This window comes from Sandarakinorhabdus sp. (assembly GCF_987265915.1).
Map to the genome: position 1 here is coordinate 508,179 of NZ_OZ503948.1, position 16,825 is coordinate 525,003.

The 16,825-nt window shown below is 66.7% G+C and carries 16 protein-coding genes; 8 read left to right on the top strand and 8 right to left on the bottom strand.

Annotated features, from left to right (window positions below):
* Position 1 precedes the first annotated feature (1 nt).
* Together AC6UUM_RS02450 and feoB are read left to right on the top strand one after the other, a co-directional pair.
* Positions 2–250, top strand: coding sequence for a FeoA family protein (locus AC6UUM_RS02450; RefSeq protein ID WP_500803766.1), 249 nt, complete (start codon positions 2–4; stop codon positions 248–250).
* Positions 247–2,115 (top strand): ferrous iron transporter B, encoded by a 1,869-nt coding sequence (gene feoB / locus AC6UUM_RS02455; RefSeq protein ID WP_500803767.1) that lies wholly within the window; start codon positions 247–249, stop codon positions 2,113–2,115. The genes AC6UUM_RS02450 and feoB overlap by 4 nt, the downstream gene beginning before the upstream one ends.
* Here the strand turns inward: feoB and AC6UUM_RS02460 are convergent.
* Together AC6UUM_RS02460 and AC6UUM_RS02465 are read right to left on the bottom strand one after the other, a co-directional pair.
* Entirely contained in the window at positions 2,081–3,418 is a 1,338-nt protein-coding gene (locus AC6UUM_RS02460; protein WP_500803768.1) for an APC family permease, read from the bottom strand. The genes feoB and AC6UUM_RS02460 overlap by 35 nt on opposite strands.
* Positions 3,419–3,593: 175 nt before the next feature.
* Positions 3,594–4,028, bottom strand: a complete 435-nt coding sequence (locus AC6UUM_RS02465) for a nucleoside deaminase (protein ID WP_500803769.1) — start codon at positions 4,026–4,028, stop codon at positions 3,594–3,596.
* 69 nt (positions 4,029–4,097) lie between these two features.
* On the opposite strand from AC6UUM_RS02465, the gene acs reads away from it, so the two are divergent.
* Positions 4,098–6,056, top strand: a complete 1,959-nt coding sequence (gene acs, locus AC6UUM_RS02470; protein WP_500803770.1) for an acetate--CoA ligase — start codon at positions 4,098–4,100, stop codon at positions 6,054–6,056.
* A 66-nt stretch (positions 6,057–6,122) separates the two neighbouring features.
* Here acs and AC6UUM_RS02475 read toward each other — a convergent pair whose 3' ends face one another.
* A complete protein-coding gene (locus AC6UUM_RS02475) occupies positions 6,123–6,719 on the bottom strand; it encodes a TetR/AcrR family transcriptional regulator (RefSeq protein WP_500803771.1) in 597 nt (198 codons plus the stop codon).
* A gap of 72 nt (positions 6,720–6,791) precedes the next feature.
* Here AC6UUM_RS02475 and AC6UUM_RS02480 point away from each other — a divergent pair, with 72 nt between their 5' ends.
* Positions 6,792–7,685, top strand: a complete 894-nt coding sequence (locus AC6UUM_RS02480; protein ID WP_500803772.1) for an SDR family NAD(P)-dependent oxidoreductase — start codon at positions 6,792–6,794, stop codon at positions 7,683–7,685.
* A 90-nt stretch (positions 7,686–7,775) separates the two neighbouring features.
* Positions 7,776–9,866 carry a TonB-dependent receptor gene (locus AC6UUM_RS02485; RefSeq protein WP_500803773.1) on the top strand — a complete coding sequence of 697 codons (2,091 nt, stop codon included), beginning with the start codon at positions 7,776–7,778 and terminating at the stop codon, positions 9,864–9,866.
* Here AC6UUM_RS02485 and AC6UUM_RS02490 read toward each other — a convergent pair.
* Positions 9,850–10,476 carry a GNAT family N-acetyltransferase gene (locus AC6UUM_RS02490; RefSeq protein ID WP_500803774.1) on the bottom strand — a complete coding sequence of 209 codons (627 nt, stop codon included), beginning with the start codon at positions 10,474–10,476 and terminating at the stop codon, positions 9,850–9,852. The genes AC6UUM_RS02485 and AC6UUM_RS02490 overlap by 17 nt on opposite strands.
* Positions 10,477–10,491: 15 nt before the next feature.
* Here AC6UUM_RS02490 and AC6UUM_RS02495 point away from each other — a divergent pair, with 15 nt between their 5' ends.
* The gene (locus AC6UUM_RS02495) at positions 10,492–11,505 is read left to right on the top strand and encodes a phosphotransferase family protein (RefSeq protein ID WP_500803775.1); all 1,014 of its coding nucleotides are present in this window, start codon (positions 10,492–10,494) and stop codon (positions 11,503–11,505) included.
* Positions 11,502–12,704, top strand: a complete 1,203-nt coding sequence (locus AC6UUM_RS02500) for an acyl-CoA dehydrogenase family protein (RefSeq protein ID WP_500803776.1) — start codon at positions 11,502–11,504, stop codon at positions 12,702–12,704. Before AC6UUM_RS02495 ends, AC6UUM_RS02500 begins: the two co-directional genes overlap by 4 nt.
* 62 nt (positions 12,705–12,766) lie before the next feature.
* Here AC6UUM_RS02500 and AC6UUM_RS02505 read toward each other — a convergent pair whose 3' ends face one another.
* Positions 12,767–13,387 carry an HAD-IA family hydrolase gene (locus AC6UUM_RS02505; protein ID WP_500803777.1) on the bottom strand — a complete coding sequence of 207 codons (621 nt, stop codon included), beginning with the start codon at positions 13,385–13,387 and terminating at the stop codon, positions 12,767–12,769.
* 14 nt (positions 13,388–13,401) lie between these two features.
* Between AC6UUM_RS02505 and AC6UUM_RS02510 the strand changes: the two genes are divergently transcribed.
* A complete protein-coding gene (locus AC6UUM_RS02510; protein WP_500803778.1) occupies positions 13,402–14,568 on the top strand; it encodes an ATP-NAD kinase family protein in 1,167 nt (388 codons plus the stop codon).
* A gap of 10 nt (positions 14,569–14,578) precedes the next feature.
* On the opposite strand, the gene AC6UUM_RS02515 is transcribed toward AC6UUM_RS02510, so the two are convergent.
* The 3 genes from AC6UUM_RS02515 to AC6UUM_RS02525 form a co-directional block, all read right to left on the bottom strand.
* Positions 14,579–14,911 carry a HesB/IscA family protein gene (locus AC6UUM_RS02515; RefSeq protein WP_500803779.1) on the bottom strand — a complete coding sequence of 111 codons (333 nt, stop codon included), beginning with the start codon at positions 14,909–14,911 and terminating at the stop codon, positions 14,579–14,581.
* Positions 14,912–14,954: 43 nt separating this feature from the next.
* A complete protein-coding gene (locus AC6UUM_RS02520) occupies positions 14,955–15,974 on the bottom strand; it encodes a M23 family metallopeptidase (RefSeq protein ID WP_500803780.1) in 1,020 nt (339 codons plus the stop codon).
* A gap of 388 nt (positions 15,975–16,362) precedes the next feature.
* The gene (locus AC6UUM_RS02525; RefSeq protein WP_500804887.1) at positions 16,363–16,821 is read right to left on the bottom strand and encodes a peroxiredoxin; all 459 of its coding nucleotides are present in this window, start codon (positions 16,819–16,821) and stop codon (positions 16,363–16,365) included.
* Between the last annotated feature and the right edge of the window lie 4 nt (positions 16,822–16,825).

Below are 16,825 nucleotides of genomic sequence, written 5' to 3' on the forward strand. Positions count from 1 at the left end.
CTTGATTCCATCCCATCGCCTTATCGACAGCCTGATTCCCGGCGAAGTCGCGCTGATCGCGGCGATCGATCGCGGCGGCCTCGCGCCCGAAACCGCGCAGCGCCTGTGCGAGTTGGGCTTCGATGAAGGCGTCGATGTCGAAATCCTGCACCGCGCGCCTTTCGGCGGCGATCCTCTCGCTGTGCGGGTCGGCAATATGGTGGTGGCGCTGCGCCGCGACATGGCGCGGCTGATCGAAGTTACTCCATGAACGCGCATGCGGGCGTGCAGCCACGCGATCTCGCGGTGGCCCTGGTCGGCAATCCCAATGCCGGCAAGACCAGCCTGTTCAACGCGTTGACCGGCAGCCGGCAGAAGGTGGGCAATTATCCGGGCGTAACGGTGGAGCGCAAGGCCGGGCGGCTGGCGCTGCCCGATGGCCGCGTGGCGGAACTGATCGATCTGCCCGGCACCTACAGCCTCGATCCCAAATCGCCTGATGAAGCGGTGACACGCGATGCCATTTTCGGGCGCATCGCGGGGGAACGGCCGCTGGATGCCATCATCGCGGTGATCGACGCCACCAATTTGCGCAACCATTTGCGCTTCGTGCTGGAATTGCGCGCGCTTGGCCTGCCGCTGGTGGTGGCGCTGAACATGGTCGATCTGGCCGCCCGCGATGGCATCGTGATCGATGCGGCGCGGCTGGCCGATCTGCTGGGGGTGCCGGTGGTGCCGACCGTGGCCGTGCGCAAGCGCGGGCTCGACGCGCTGGGCGCGGCGCTGAACGAACAGATTGGCACCGGCCGGGCGGCAGCACCGGAAATGCAACCACGCGACTTGCGCGCCCTGCAAGGCGAAGCCCGCCGCATGGCCGCCGCGGTGCAGACCGCGACCGGCGCGGCGCGGCGCTGGTCGCAGCGGATCGACAATGTCGTGCTGCACCCGGTGGCTGGGCCATTGCTGCTCGCCGCCATCCTGTTCTTCATGTTCCAGGCGGTGTTCAGCTGGGCCGAAGCGCCGATGGGCTGGATCGAAGCCGGCGTGGCCGCCCTGCAAGGCGAACTGGCCGCCGCTTTGCCCGCCGGCTGGCTGTTGTCGCTGCTCAATGATGGCGTGCTGGCCGGGGTGGGGGCGGTGGTGGTGTTCCTGCCGCAGATCCTGATCCTGTTCGCCTTCATCATCACGCTGGAACAATCCGGTTACATGACGCGCGCGGCCTTCCTGATGGATCGGTTGATGGCGCGCGTCGGCCTGAATGGCCGGGCGTTCATTCCGCTGTTGTCCAGCTTTGCCTGCGCCATCCCCGGCATCATGGCGACGCGCAGCATCGATTCGCCGCGGGACCGGCTGACCACCATATTGATCGCGCCGCTGATGACCTGTTCGGCACGCCTGCCGGTCTATGCCGTGGTGATCGGCGCCTTCATTCCGGCACGCGATGTCGGGCCATTCGGGCTGCAGGGCCTGGTGCTGTTCGTGCTCTATATGGCCGGCATCCTTGGCGCGCTGGTGGCGGCCTTCGCGCTTAGGCGCACGGTCACCAAGGGCGCTGCGCCGCCGTTCCTGATGGAAATGCCGAAATATCAATGGCCGGCGCCGCGCGATATCGGCATCGGGCTGTACGGCCGCGCAACGGCTTTCTTGCAACGCGCCGGCACCATCATCATGGCCAGCACCATCGTGCTGTGGGCCATGGCGAGCTGGCCGCAGCCGCCGGTGGGCGCGGTGAAGCCCGGCATCGAATACAGCCTGGCCGGCAAGCTCGGCACCGCGCTGGAGCCGATCTTTGCCCCCATTGGTTTCAACAAGGAAATCGCCATCGCGCTGGTGCCCGGCATGGCGGCGCGCGAAGTGGCGGTGTCGGCGCTCGGCACCGTCTATGCCCTGCAGGATGTCGACGAGGAAAACACCGGCAGCCTGATCGATCAATTGCGCGCCGCCTGGCCGCTGCCCACGGCGCTGGCCTTTCTCGCGTGGTTCGTGTTTGCGCCGCAATGTCTGTCAACCCTGGCGGTCACCCGCCGCGAAACCGCCAGTTGGCGCTGGCCGATCCTCATGTTCACCTATTTGTTCGTCGCGGCTTATGTGGCGGCCGGCATCACCTTTCACGTGGCGACAGCACTGGGGCTTTGAGCAGGACACGCAGCACCAGCCCTGCGGCCAGCACGCCAAAACTGATCAGGGAACCCTGCACGCCAACATAACGCACCGAACTTTGCAGCACGAACAGGCAGCCGGCGCTGAACAACAGCGGCACCAGCGGATAGAGCGGCACGCGGAACGGGCGCGGCTGATCGGGCAGCCGGCGGCGCAGGATGATCAACGCCGGGCCGGTCAACGACAGGAATAGCCAGAACACCGGCGACAGGAAATCCACCATCTGGGCAAAGCCGGTGGACAGCGACCCCCACGCGACGAGACATAACGACAGCGCACATTGCGCCCAGATCGCCACGCGTGGCACGCCAGCGGCTTCGTCCCACGCCGCCAGCCGCGCCAGCGCCGGCTCATCGCCGGCCACGGCATAGAGCGTGCGCCCGCCCACGATGACGAGCGCGTTGACGATGGCCAGCGCCGCCAGCGTGACGAAGATCACCATCACCGCCTGGCCTTGCCAGCCGAAGGCACGGGCCATCAACGCCGCCGCTGGCGCATTGCTGGCCGCCAGCCCGGCGCCGCCCAGCCCAGACAAATAGGCCCAATTAGCGAGGCAATAGAGCATGGTGACCAGCGCCATGCCGCCGACCATCGCCCGCGTCATGTCGCGCGGGGTGCGCACTTCGGCGGACAAGGTGGCGGCATCGTTGAAGCCGCCAAAGGCCAGCATGACGAACACCATGGCCTGGCCGAAGGCGGCGGCGCCAAATGGCTGCGGCGCAGGCGTAGGCAACAGCGGCGGCGTGCCGGCGGCGATCAGACTGGCGGCGGCAACGCCCAACACCAGCAACGCGATCACATCGCCGGTGACCAGCACGACCTGGCCGCCGGTGGAGCGCTTCACCCCGGCCAGGTTGAGCGCGGTCAACGTGACGATGGCCAGCGCCGCCACCCCGCCGCGCGCCGCGGCCGACAAGGGCACCAGCTCCGCGATATAATCGGCCGCCACAAACGCCAGCAGTGCCGCCGACGCCGAGAAAATCACCGCAAAGCGCGACCAGGCAAACAGAAACGCCACCAACCGGCCATAGGCCAGCCGCAGGAACCGATAATCGCCGCCGGTGTGGGGAAAGGCCGTCGCCAGTTCGGCATAGACCAGGGCGCCGGCCAGCGCGAACACCCCGCCCAGCCCCCACGCGGCCAGCACCAGTGCATCATTCTGGAGGGTTGCCGCCACCAGGCTGGCCGACCGGAAAATCCCCGCGCCCACCACCATGCCGACCACCACCGATGCGGCCGCGAACGGGCCGAGGATGCGGCGGGGGGCGGGAGTGGTCATACCGGTCAAGGTGGCGGAGTGCGACGCGGGCGGCAAGCCCCCCTCCCCCTTGCGGGAGAGGGCGAGAGACGCCGCAGGCGGCCCGGGGTAAGGGGGTGCTCGTGTGACCGCTGCCCGCAACCCCTCACCCCGCTCGGCTGCGCCGAGTCGCCCTCTCCCGCAAGGGGAGAGGGGATCACGCCCGCCGTCCGGCGAAGAAGTCCTTCAGCAAGCCCGCACACTCCGCCTCGGCCACGCCGGCAACCACTTCGGGCCGGTGATGCGCCTGGGCATGGCTGAACACGCGCGCGCCGTGCGCCACGCCGCCGGATTTGGGATCGGATGCGCCATAGACCACGCGGCTCAGCCGGGCCGCGGCGATGGCCGCCGCGCACATGGCGCAGGGTTCCAGCGTCACCGTGATCGTGCAGCCGATCAGCCGTTCCGATGCCACCAGCGCACACGCCTCCCGGATCGCCAGCATTTCGGCGTGGGCAGTCGGATCGTTCAGTTCGCGCGTGCGATTGCCGGCGCTGGCGATGATCCTGCCGGCGGCATCGCTGATCACCGCGCCCACCGGCACTTCATCGCGCGCCGCCGCGGCGCGGGCTTCGTCGAGCGCGGCTGCCATCGCTTTGGAGGGGGGAAAGGCCATGCACAGCCTCTAGCCGCAAGCCGCCGTGCGGCCTAGTCTGGGGGCATGAGCAACACGATCCACCCGGTCACGCCCGAGGCGCTGGCGATCACCCGCACGACCGCCGAACAATATCAGGCCATGTACGCCCAGAGCCTCGATGATCCCGATGGCTTCTGGCGCACACAGATTGCCCGGCTGGATTGGCACCGCGCCCCCACCATCATGGGCAATTGGCGTTGGGACCCGGTGGCGATCAAATGGTTCGAAGATGGCATATTGAACGCCAGCTGGAATTGCCTCGATCGCTGGGCCGATTCCGATCCCGAACGCATCGCCATCATATGGGAGGCCGATGATCCGGGCACCGCCACCCGCCGCATCAGCTATGGCGAACTGCGTGAAGAGGTGGCGCGCATGGCCAATGCGCTGGTGGCGCTGGGCGTGGAGAAGGGCGACCGGGTCACCATCTACATGCCGATGATCCCCGAAGCCACGATGGCGATGCTGGCCTGCGCCCGTATCGGCGCGGTGCATTCGGTGGTGTTCGGTGGTTTTTCCGCCGAGGCACTCGCCGGGCGGCTGGAAGATGCGCAAAGCCGCTTCGTCATCACCGCCGATGAAGGCCGGCGCGGCGGCAAGGCCATTCCGCTGAAAGCCATTGTCGATGCCGCCTGCGAGAAGGCGGAAAGCGCCGGCACCCCGGTGGAAGCCGTGCTGGTGGTCCGCCACACCGGCGGCAAGGTGACCACCCACAAGGAGCGCGACCATTGGTGGCACCAGCTGCGCTTGCAATCGCCCATCAGCTGCACGCCCGAGCCGATGGCTGCCGAAGACCCGCTGTTCATCCTCTATACGTCAGGCTCCACCGGTAAGCCCAAGGGCGTGCTGCACACCACCGCCGGCTATCTGCTGTGGGTGAACCTCACCTTCGAAACCGTGTTCGATTATCGGCCGGGCGAGATTTTCTGGTGCACGGCCGATGTCGGCTGGATCACCGGCCACAGCTATATCGTCTATGGCCCGCTGTCGGCCGGCGCGACCGTGCTGATGTTCGAAGGCGTGCCGAGCTGGCCGGCGAACGACCGTTTCTGGCAAGTGATCGCCAGGCACAAGGTCAACATCTTCTACACCGCGCCGACCGCGTTGCGGGCCATCATGCGCGACGGCGACGAACCGGTGGAACGCCATGACCTGTCCAGCCTGCGCCTGCTCGGCACAGTGGGCGAACCGATCAATCCGGAGGCGTGGAACTGGTATCACCGCGTCGTCGGCAAGGGCCGGCTGCCGATCGTCGATACCTGGTGGCAGACCGAAACCGGCGGCGTGCTGATCACGCCCTTGCCGGGCGCCACGGCGCTGAAGCCCGGCAGCGCCTGCCATCCGATGTTCGGGATCGAACCGGCGCTGGTGGAGGCCGATGGCACGGTGATTCCGTGGACGCCGGGGAACGATATCAGCGGCAATCTGATCCTGCGGCGCAGCTGGCCCGGCCAGGCGCGCAGCATCTTTGGTGATCATGATCGGTTCGCGCAGACCTATTTCACCACCTATCGCGGCCAATATTTCACTGGCGATGGCGCGCGCCGCGATGCCGATGGCTATTGGTGGATCACCGGGCGGGTGGACGATGTGATCAACGTTTCCGGCCACCGCATGGGCACTGCCGAGGTCGAATCGGCGCTGGTCGCCCATGCCGATGTCGCCGAAGCCGCGGTGGTCGGTTATCCGCACGATGTGAAGGGCCAGGGCATCTATGCCTATGTGACTTTGAACGCCGGCATCGCCGTCGCGCCGGCGCTGGTCGATGCGCTGAAGGCGACGGTGCGCGCCGAAATTGGCGGCATCGCCGTGCCCGACCATATCCACCTGACTCCGGCCCTGCCGAAAACCCGCAGTGGCAAGATCATGCGCCGCATCCTGCGCAAGATCGCCGAAAATGATTTTGGCGCTTTGGGCGATACCTCGACGCTGGCCGATCCATCGGTTGTGGATGCGCTGATCGAGGGGCGGCTGAATCGTTAGGCGCAGTTGGTTCTTATTGAACCGCTAAGGCTGAGCGGGCTCCTCATGGCTCCGTGACAATCGAGCCTAAAGTGCCCCCCAGCCGGCGAGCAGCGCGGCAGCACCCTGCGCGGTCCGCGCTTCGGCGTCGGTGAGATAGGCATCCACCGCCAGCGTGCCGATGCCGTGGACGAGGGCCCACATGATGGCGCCGGCCTCCCTGGCCGTCACGCCGTGCAGGCGGCCGGCATCGGCCAGTTGCTGCAACATCGCGGCCAGCGTGGCGCCGGGCCTGGCCGCTGCTGCGGCCAGCTCCGGATAGGCCGACCGGTCGGCGAGTTCCGGGCTTTTCATCACCCGGTAAAGTTCCGGATGCTCGGTGACGAAGCGGACATAGGCGATGGCGCCGGCGACGATGCGCTGGGCCGGATCATCGGCTGCCGTCGCCAGCGCTGCAATCTTGTCGGTGTAAAGCTGATGGAACCCCCTTGCTGCCACCGCCGCCACCAGCGCCGTGCGATCCTTGAAGTGGTGATAGGGTGCCATGGCCGATACGCCGGTGGCGCGCGCCACGGCGCGCAGCGTCAGGGCGGCAGCGCCATCCTGTTCGACGATGGCGCGCGCGGCGGCGACGAGCGCCGGCTTCAGGTCGCCATCGAAATGCCAGGCTGATTCGGGCTTCACCCGCCACCCCTAGCTTGACCGACAGCAGTGCGCAATTTATACAGCGTAAACTTTACGATGTAAGGATACACCATGCAGATCGTCATGACCGGTGCCAGTCGCGGAATTGGTGCCGAAGCGCTGCGCCATCTGGCGGCGATTCCCGCTGCAGATATAATCGTCGGCCTGCGCGGATCGGCCCCGGCCGGGACCCGCGGTCTACCGCTTGATCTGGCCAGCCTCGAAAATGCCAGCAAATTTGCCGACGCGGTGATTGCTCTGCTGGCCGGCAACCAGATCGATACGCTGGTGCTCAACGCCGGTGGCCAGCGCCCCAACGTCGCCGAACGCTCGGCCGATGGCCATGAACTGACCTTCGCGGCCAATCATCTCGCCCACTATCTGCTGCTGCGCCTGCTGTGGCCGCATCTTGGCCAGGGCGCGCGCGTCGTGATCACCAGCAGCGGCACGCATGATCCAGCCGAGCGCACCGGTGTGCCGCCGCCGCGCCACGCCAACGCCCAGCTGCTGGCGGATCCGTCCTGCGATCCTGCGCTGGACAGCAATCCGATCACGGCGGGCATGCGCGCCTATTCCGCATCGAAACTGTGCAACCTGTTGACCGCCCGCGCCGCAGCCCAGCTGCCCGATGCAGTGGCGCGCGAGATCAGCGTGGTGGCCTATGACCCCGGCCTCACGCCCGGCACCGGGCTGGCGCGTGACCAGATGTGGATCGTGCGCACGTTGATCTGGCCGCTGCTGCCGATGCTGCTGCCGTTCGGCAAGACGATGAACAGCCTGGCCGATGCCGGTCGCCACCTCGCCCTGCTCGCCAGCGATGTGCGGCCACCGCCGGGGCGCGTTTACGCCTCGCTGCGCAAGGGCCTGATCACATGGCCTGAACCGTCTCTTCTGGCGCGCGACGATCAGGCGTGTGCCGCCTTATGGCGGGACAGTGAGGCGTTATGCGGTCTGCCCGCCATGTGAGCTGACTATTGCGACAAGCTCGCAATTTCCGCTTGCCATTCTGCGAATGCGTCGCAATAAGACGCAACTGATAATCATTCGCAGGAATCAATGATGCGTTGCCTACTGTTGCTGTCCACGGCCGTGCTGGTCGCCGTTCCCGCTGCGGCGCAGGACCTGCTGGCCGATGAGGCCGCCACCATCGTGGTGACTGGCCAACGCGAGGCCGGCTACAAGGCCGGCAGCATCAATACCGCCACCCGCACCGAAACCCCGCTGCTCGATGTGCCACAGGCGATCACCGTGCTGACCCGGCAGCGGTTGGACGATCAGGCGATCCTGTCGGTGCAGGAAGCGCTGCGCTTTGTGCCCGGTGCGGTCGGCGCCCAGGGCGAAGGCAATCGCGATCAGATCGTGCTGCGCGGCAACAACAGCACCGCCGATTTCTTCGTCGATGGCGTGCGTGATGATGTCCAATATTTCCGCGATTTCTACAATCTTGATCGGCTGGAGATCCTGAAAGGCTCCAACGCGATGATCTTTGGTCGTGGCGGCGGTGGCGGCGTCATCAACCGGGTGACCAAGACGCCCGATCTCACCGGCAGCCGAATCGGCGCTGATGCAGCGGCAGACAGCTGGGGCAGCTGGCGCATGGCCACGGACCTGAACCAGCCACTTGGCAGCGGAGTGGCCGCACGCCTGAACGGATTTTATGAGGACGCCAGCAATCGCCGCGATTTCTATGGTCTGTCGCGCTGGGCTGTGAACCCGACGGTCGGGTTTGATCTGGGCGGCCATGGCAATCTGGTGCTGGGCTATGAACATGCCGAGGACGACCGGGTCGCCGATCGCGGCATCCCTTCGCAGGCTGGCCGCCCGGCGCCGGTGTCGCGCAATCTGTTCGTTGGCGATCCCGCGCTGAACCGCAGCCGAGTCAACGTCGATGCCCTGTCGCTGGCGGCGGATTATCGATTGGCCGACAATCTGTCGCTGCGCCACCGCACGCGCTGGGCCGATTACGACAAGGAATATGTCAACGTCTTTGCCGTCACGGCGCTCGGCGCGGACAGCCGTATCGGTTTGGAAGCGTATCGCGACCCGACCCGTCGTCACAATCTGTTCAGCCAGACCGATGTGACCTGGGCCACCGATATTGCGGGCACAAGCCACCAGATCCTCGCCGGGTTCGAACTGGGCCGGCAGGTGTCCCGCAACCAGCGGATCAATGGCTTTTTCGATGGGGTCGCGCCTGGCACCACGCGGGCGTTCGTGCCGCTCGCCGATGCCTCGCGTCCGCCGCTGGCGACGTTCCGCGCCGGCCCCGGCAACCGGTCAATCCGCGCGCAGGCCGAGGTTGCCGCAGTGTTCGTGCAAGATCAGATCAAGTTTGGCGACGCCGTCGAGCTGATTGCCGGGCTGCGCCATGACCGTTTCGAACTCACCATCGACAATCGGCTGAATGGGCAGCGCTTTGCTCGCGTCGATCATCTATGGTCGCCGCGCGCTGGGCTGGTGGTGAAACCGATGGCTAGCGCGTCCCTCTATGCCAGCGTCAGCCGCAGCTACCTGCCGCAATCGGGCGACCAGTTCACCAGCCTCGATGCCAGCTTGGCCGCGCTCGAACCCGAAGGCTTTCTGAACCGCGAAATCGGCGCCAAGTGGGACATCACGCCCAAGTTGAACATCAACGCCGCCTTCTATGTGCTCGATCGCACCAACACCCGCGCACCCGGCGCCGTGGCCGGAACCGTCGAGTTGACTGGTCGCCAGCGCAGCCGCGGCCTTGAACTGGGGCTTGATGGCGAGATCCGGCCATGGTGGCAGGTGCAAGCCGGCCTGGCGGTGCAAAGCGCCCGCATCACCAGCACCACCAGCGCGGCCCCGGCCGGCCGCCACGTGGCGTTGGTTCCGGAATTTCAGGCCAGCCTGTGGCAGCGCTTCCAGCTTGCCGAGCCGGTGGCGCTGGGTGTCGGCATCCTGCACCAGAGCAGCAGCTTCACCGGCATCAGCAATGCCGTGCGCCTGCCGGCCTATACGCGGGTGGATGGGGCGCTGTTCCTGCGGCTGGCCAAGGGCGTGAATGCGCAGTTAAACATCGAAAATCTGCTCAACACCGGCTATTTCCCGACCGCCCACACCGACAACAATATCAGCACAGGCACGCCGCGCACGGCCCGCGTGACGATCAGGACGGCGTTCTGAACCGCTGCCACAGGCCAACCGGCTCGGCGCGATAGGTCGCTTCGCCAAAGATCGCATAGCCGCAGCGGCGCGCAACGGCGATGCTGGCGGCATTGGCCGGGTTGATCATGGCGACGGTGCGTTCAAAGCGCGGATCGGCGCCGCTGGCGGCCTGGGCATCGGCCCAGTCCAGGATGCAGGCCACGGCTTCGCTGCCCAGGCCCTGGCCTTGTGCTTCGGGGTGGAAGCTCCACCCGGCTTCCGGGCAGCCGAACGCCGGCACGCCGGTGCGCTCGCCGTGCAGAAAACCGACATCCCCCATGTGGATATCATCGCCGCGCAGCGTGGCCGTCCACATGCCATAGCCCATCAGCTCCCAATGGCCGACATAGCGCAGCAGCCGGCTCCAGCTGTCTTCACGGTTGAACGGCTTGCCGCCGAAATGCGTGACCACCGACGGCTGCGCCCACATCGCCGCCAGTCGATCGAAATCCGAAAGGCGCGGCCGCCGCAGCACCAGCCGCTCGGATTGCAGGACGAATTGGTCTTCCATGCTGCGTTTCATAACCACAGCCAGCGCCAAGTTCCAGTAACGGCTTTGTGACAAATATTTGCCGTCTGCGTTCGGCATGATAGCCATGGCAGGATGACCGACCTTGACCGTTTGATCGCCTGGCTGCCCACGGTGGGGCTGGCCCCGGTGCCTGGCGCGCAGCTGTCGGCCTTGGGCGGCGGCATCGCCAATCGCAATGAACTGATCATGCTCACCACCGGCCCGGCGGTGCTGCGGCGGCCGCCACCGGGTGTGCTGGCGGCCGGCGCCAGCGACATGGCGCGCGAAGCCCGCGTGCTGACCGCGCTGGCGCCGCAGTTCGCACTGGCGCCGCGCCTGATCGCCTTTTGCGACAACGAAGCTGTGTTGGGCACCAAATTCCAGCTGCTGGAATGGCGTGAAGGCATTGCCATCGGCGGCGTACTGCCCGTCGGTATCGCCGATGGCCTGCCGCTGGTCGAAACCACGCTCGGCGCCATGGCGGCGCTGCACGCGCTCGATCCGGCCGCCGTTGGCCTCGGCGATCTCGGCAAGCCGGAAGGGTTTTACGCCCGCCAGCTGAAGGGCTGGACAACGCGGGCTGCAGCCGTTTGGCCAGACGGTCTCCCGGCGACGGCGGACGCGCTGATCACCGCCCTCAACGCCGCGCCGCCGCCCGATTCGGGCATCGCCGTGCTGCTGCACATGGACCTGAAGCCCGACAATCTGCTCGTCGATCAGACCACGCTGGCGCTACGCGCGATGATCGATTGGGACATGGCGACCCGCGGCCCGCGCAGCTTCGATCTGGCTGTCTTGCTGTCATACTGGATCGAGCCGGGCGATCCCGATGCTGTCAAATCGCTGCTGGCGGTGCCATCGCTCACCCCCGGCTGGCCGGGGCGCGCGGCGGTGGCGGCGCGTTATCAAGCCGTCAGCGGGCACGACGTTGGCGATCTTGTCTGGCCGCTGGCGCTGGCGCGGCTGCGCTTGGCCGTGGCCTGGATGCAATTATACCGAAAATGGCAGCGCGGCGAGATGCACGGAAGCCGCTATCAGGGCTTTGAACCGCTGGTGCTGGCGATCCTTGCCCATGCCGCAGACCAGTTCAGGAAAGGCGCGCTGTGACCGATTTCACCTTGCCCGAAGAGACCAAGGCGCTGGCCCGCCGTGTCCGCCAGTTCGTCATTGACCGGATCATTCCGTTCGAACGCGATCCGCGCCTGACGCAGCATGGCCCGAATGATGATCTGCGCGGCGAACTGGTGGCGCTGGCCCGCGCCGAAGGCCTGTTGACCCCGCAAGCGTCCACGGAATTGGGCGGCATGGGATTCGACCATGCCACCCAGGCCGCGGTGTTCGAAGCGGCCGGCTGGTCGACGCTGGGGCCGGTGGCGATGAACTGCGCCGCACCGGACGAAGGCAATATGTATCTGCTGTCGCGCATCGCCCGCCCCGATCAGGTGAAGCAGTTCCTGGCCCCGATGGTCGCCGGGCACCGGCGCAGCGTGTTCGCCATGACCGAGCCCGATGGCGCCGGCAGCGATCCCGGCCAGTTGAAAACCAAGGCGGTGTTCAACGGCAATGATTACGAGATTTCCGGGCTGAAGTGGCTGATCACTGGGGCCAATGGCGCGAAAACCTGGATCATTATGGCCAATGTCGAGCCGAATCCGCACGGCCCCCACGGGCCGACCCTGTTCCTGTGCGAAGGCGACACGCCGGGCATCCGGATCGAGCGCGTGATGGATTCGATGGATCGCAACTATGTCGAGGGCCATTGCGTCGTGCGTTTTGACAGCGTGCGACTGGGGCCATCACACCTGCTGGGGGAGATTGGTTCGGCATTCCGTTATGCCCAGATGCGCCTTGCCCCGGCGCGGCTGACGCACTGCATGCGCTGGCTCGGTGCCGCCGCGCGCTGCCAGCATATCGCACTGGAACATGCGCGGGTGCGCACCGCCTTTGGCAAGCCGCTGATCCAGCACCAGGGCGTCAACTTCATGCTGGCCGACAATGAAATCGCCTTGCACCAGGCCCGGCTTGCCATCCGTCATGTCGCCTGGCTGCTCGACAACGGCGTGCGCGCGCGCCACGAAAGCAGCATCGTCAAGGCCAGCGTGTCGGAGGAGTTGTTCAAGGTCGCCGATCGCTGCGTGCAGATCCTGGGCGGGATCGGGGTGACGTCGGAAACCGTCGTCGAAATGATCTTCCGCGATATGCGGCCGTTCCGACTGTATGATGGCCCCACCGAAGTCCACAAATTCGCCATCGCCACCCAGTTGGAGCGGACGGGCACGGCATTTGCCGATCCGGTGGGGTGGTAACAATTCCCCTCTCCCCTTGCGGGAGAGGGCGACTCGGCGCAGCCGAGCGGGGTGAGGGTTCGTTAAAACACCAGCCCCGTCGTCGCCGCCAGATCGGCCAGCGCCTGCGCTTCACCGGTCACCTTGATCGCCGTCATCCCCAACGCGGCGGCCGGTTTGCAGTTGATGCCGAGATCATCGAGATAGACGCAGTCCGCTGGCGCCACGCCCAGCGCCTCGCACATCATCAGATAGATGCGCGGGTCTGGCTTGCGCACGCCGGCCTTGCTGCTTTCGATCACATGATCGAACAGCGCCAGGATATCGGCGACGCTGCTGCCCCAGCCGATATCATCGTCACTGGCGACATTGTTGGTGATGCACCCCACCTTGAACTGCGCCTTGCAGGCCTTCAACGCCGCGACCATGCCGGGCCGCACACCACCTGCGAGCAGCGGCAGCACATCGCGGCCCGGCACATCGTGGCCCAACGCCAGCGCCTCGGCGCGGAACATCGCATCAAATGCGGCGCCGGCAATCTCGCTGCGCTCCAGCAGCGCCCAGGCGTTGCTGTCCGGGTTGGTGGCGTTGACGGTGCGGATGAAATTGGCTGGCAGCCCGTGCGCCGCTTCATAGCGGGCAAAGGCCTCGAACGGCGACGAGGTGATGACGCCGCCGAAATCGAAAATCACCGCTTTTGGCATCGCCCTGTTCCCCCATGATCTCGGCCGCAGATTTGTCCGCCGTGCTGGCGTGGGATAGCATCAAACGCCGGCAGAAAAAGGATCATCGCGTGCGGCTTGGCCTGATCGTCAATCCCTGGGCCGGAATTGGTGGCCCGCTTGCGCTGAAGGGCAGCGACGGCGCCGTTGCGGGCCGCGCGCGGGCGCAGGGGGCGGCGGCGCTCGCCGGTCAGCGGGCGATTCGCGCCCTCACCGGCATTGGCAGTGCCCAGATGCTCACCGCCAGCGACGCGATGGGGGAAGCGGCGGCGCTGGCCGCCGGGCACCAGCCCATCGTGGTGCATCAGGCGCCGGCGGATACAACGGCCTCCGATACGGTTGCCGCGGCGCGGGCGCTGTGTGCCGCCGGGATCGATCTGCTGGTCTTTGCCGGCGGCGACGGCACGGCGCGGGACCTGCTCGGCGCAACCGGCAGCGTGCCAGTGCTGGGCATCCCGGCCGGCGTGAAGATGCACAGCGCGGTGTTTGCCACCAGCCCGGCGGCGGCGGCGGCGCTGCTGCGCGACCATGTGGCGGGCCGGGCGCTGCTGCCCCAGCCCGCAGAGATCATCGATCGCGACGCGGATGGCGTGGCCCAATTGTTTGGTCTGTTGCCGGCGCCGCAAGGCCCACGCCGGCAGGCTGCCAAGGCCGCGGGGCCCGGAATCGCTGGCGGCATCGCCAACACCGATCTGTCCGCCGCCTGTGCCGCACTGGCCCGTGAACTGGCGGCGTGTCCGCTGGCGATCATCGGCACCGGCGGCACCATGCTGGCGGTGAAGCAGGCGCTGGCCGGCGATGGCACATTGCTGGGGGTCGATGTGTTTGCCGGTGAACAGTTGCTCGCGCGCGATGCCGATGAAGCCCGGCTGTGGCAGTTGCTGGCGGGCGCGCCGGCTGGCGTTCGCCTCGTGCTGGGTGTGATCGGTGGCCAGGGCTTTCTGCTTGGGCGCGGCAATCAGCAGCTTTCGGCGCGCATTATCCGGGCGGTTGGTCCGCAGCGGCTGACGGTGCTGGCCAGTGCCGACAAATTGGCCACCCTTCCCGATGGGCAGTTGCTGGTGGATTCAGGCGATGAGGCGCTCGATCAGGCGCTGGCCGGCCATATCGCCGTGCGCACCGGGCCGCGCCGCCAGATGATGATGGCGGTGGCGCCGGCCTGAACGACGGCGTTCAGACCGAAAAGCTGGAACCACAGCCGCAACCGGAAGCGGCATTGGGGTTGCGCACTTCAAAGGCGGCCGCACCAATTTTCTCGACATAATCGACCTCGGCGCCGGCCAGAAAGGGCAGGCTGTCCGGATCGATCAACATCGTCACGCCGTGCGCCTGCACGGCGATGTCATCGGCCGCAGGGGCGGCTTCCAAGCCGAAGCGATATTGGAACCCGGCGCAGCCGCCGCCATCAACGGCCAGTCGCAACATCAGGCCGGGCTTGCCCTGACGGGCGGCGATGGCCGACACGCGGCCGGCGGCGGCGGGGCTGAGGCGGGGAAGCTCTTCCATGGCTGCAATGTAGGGCGTCACACCGCCAGGTGCAACCGCAGCGTCAGCGGCCAGTGCGAACGGTCCAAGTCTTGCCAGCGGCCATCACCATATCGTCGCTGGCCAGCGGCGCAAAGGGTTCATCGCTGGCAAGGTTCAGCGGCGCCACCACGGCCTTGCGCGGCTTGGCCGGTGCATCGACGCCATAGCTGGCCAGATCAAGGAACGGCTGCGGATCGAGCGGACGACCATCGAGCCGTACTTCGAAATGCAGGTGGGTGCCGGTGGAACGCCCGGTGGAGCCCATGCCGCCAATCACCTGGCCCTGGCGGATGGTGTCGCCGGCCTTCACATGAAAGCGCGACATGTGGCCATAACGTGTTTCCACGCCATTGCCGTGATCGACCACCACGACCTTGCCATAGCCGGCCCACCAGCCAGCCCTGACCACCACACCATCGGCGGCGGCATGGATGGCTTCGCCGGTCTTGCCGGTCAGATCGAGTCCGGCATGAAAAGCGCCGCCACCATGAATCGGATCGGTGCGATAGCCGAAATCCGAAGATTCGCTCAGGCGATTGACCGGCAGGAAGGCCGGGATGCTGGCGAATGTGGCGGCAAGCGCCGCCTGCCGCACCGAATCGGCCTGCAAGCTGCGCACCTGCGGATCATTGGCCGCGATGAACGGGCCACCCTGCGCCAGATTGGTGCGGGCCCCCAGAAAACGCTCGGGATCAAGGCCGAGCCGGCGCAGCACGGCTTCGGCGCGGGCCTGGCCAGCCGGCGCTGCCCCGATCAACGCGGCAACCGGTTGGCCGGCGCGCGGCAGCAGGCGGGCCAGCACGGCGGCATCAGTATGTTCATTGGCCAGCGCAGCCAGAAATTCGCGGCGCGCCTGGGCGATGCTGGTCGCCGGATGGCTGGCGCTGTCGTCGGCGGTCATCGCCATCACGGCGCTGACGGCGGAAACCGGTGCGAAGCCTGTGCCCTGATCGGTCGATGCCGTCTCGTTGGCCGATGCCGGCGCGGCCAGGGCAACCAGCCCTGCGCCAAGCAGCATGATCGTGCCGATCCGAAATTGCATGACCCGGTGCAACCTTTCTTCAGCCGGGGCATTTCACACACATCTCGGTTGTCCACCGGCATGTCATGCCAGTGCCATCACACGCGCTGCGCTGAAGTCCCCTATGTCACCGGTGAACCCGGATAACGACGCTGATGAAGCAGGCACGGTGCTGGCAAACAACCGGTCATTTGCCCCCTAGCGGCCAAGCGTTGGTCGCAGGCGATGAAGTGTGACAAAATCGTGCCGCCAGCGTGCATCTGCAGGGCAAATCCCACCGTACAAGCCGAATGTGATTTGAAATCGCGGGCGGGATGGCCGTCCCGCCGCGACGACCTGCGTAGATTTCACCATATCGTTCGAATCACCGTCGGGTGATTCGCGGGCCGGCGCTCGTCCGGCCCGGGCCTCAGGCCAGGGCGCGGGCCGCTGCCAGCACGGCTTCGGCATGGCCGGGTACCTTCACCTTCGGCCACACCCCGGCCACGGTCCCGTCACGGCCGATCAGGAAGGTCGCCCGCTCGATCCCCATATATTTCTTGCCGTACATGGATTTTTCCACCCACACGCCAAAGGCTTCGGTCACGCTGCCATCGTCGCTGCCCAGGGCCACAGTCAGGCCCTGCTTGGTGCGGAACTTGGCATGGCTGGCCACCGAATCGCGCGACACGCCGACAATCGCCGTGTCGGCCGCGTCGAAATCCGCCTTCAGCGCCGAAAACGCCTTGCCTTCGGTGGTGCAGCCGGGCGTGTCATCCTTCGGGTAGAAATACAGCACCAGCTTGCGCCCGGCGAAATCGGACAGCGCGATCGGTCCGGCATCGCCGTCCATGCGGAAATCGGGGGCGGTGTCGCCTGGCTGCGGCATGCTC

Coding starts and splice junctions, on each gene's coding strand:
- AC6UUM_RS02510 (WP_500803778.1), top strand. CDS start 13,402: ATGATCTCGGCCGCAGATTTGTCCGCCGTGCTGGCGTGGGATAGCATC.
- AC6UUM_RS02505 (WP_500803777.1), bottom strand. CDS start 13,387: ATGCCAAAAGCGGTGATTTTCGATTTCGGCGGCGTCATCACCTCGTCG.
- AC6UUM_RS02520 (WP_500803780.1), bottom strand. CDS start 15,974: ATGCAATTTCGGATCGGCACGATCATGCTGCTTGGCGCAGGGCTGGTT.
- AC6UUM_RS02490 (WP_500803774.1), bottom strand. CDS start 10,476: ATGCCGAACGCAGACGGCAAATATTTGTCACAAAGCCGTTACTGGAAC.
- AC6UUM_RS02460 (WP_500803768.1), bottom strand. CDS start 3,418: ATGACCACTCCCGCCCCCCGCCGCATCCTCGGCCCGTTCGCGGCCGCA.
- AC6UUM_RS02515 (WP_500803779.1), bottom strand. CDS start 14,911: ATGGAAGAGCTTCCCCGCCTCAGCCCCGCCGCCGCCGGCCGCGTGTCG.
- feoB (WP_500803767.1), top strand. CDS start 247: ATGAACGCGCATGCGGGCGTGCAGCCACGCGATCTCGCGGTGGCCCTG.
- acs (WP_500803770.1), top strand. CDS start 4,098: ATGAGCAACACGATCCACCCGGTCACGCCCGAGGCGCTGGCGATCACC.
- AC6UUM_RS02480 (WP_500803772.1), top strand. CDS start 6,792: ATGCAGATCGTCATGACCGGTGCCAGTCGCGGAATTGGTGCCGAAGCG.
- AC6UUM_RS02495 (WP_500803775.1), top strand. CDS start 10,492: ATGACCGACCTTGACCGTTTGATCGCCTGGCTGCCCACGGTGGGGCTG.
- AC6UUM_RS02525 (WP_500804887.1), bottom strand. CDS start 16,821: ATGCCGCAGCCAGGCGACACCGCCCCCGATTTCCGCATGGACGGCGAT.
- AC6UUM_RS02465 (WP_500803769.1), bottom strand. CDS start 4,028: ATGGCAGCCGCGCTCGACGAAGCCCGCGCCGCGGCGGCGCGCGATGAA.
- AC6UUM_RS02485 (WP_500803773.1), top strand. CDS start 7,776: ATGATGCGTTGCCTACTGTTGCTGTCCACGGCCGTGCTGGTCGCCGTT.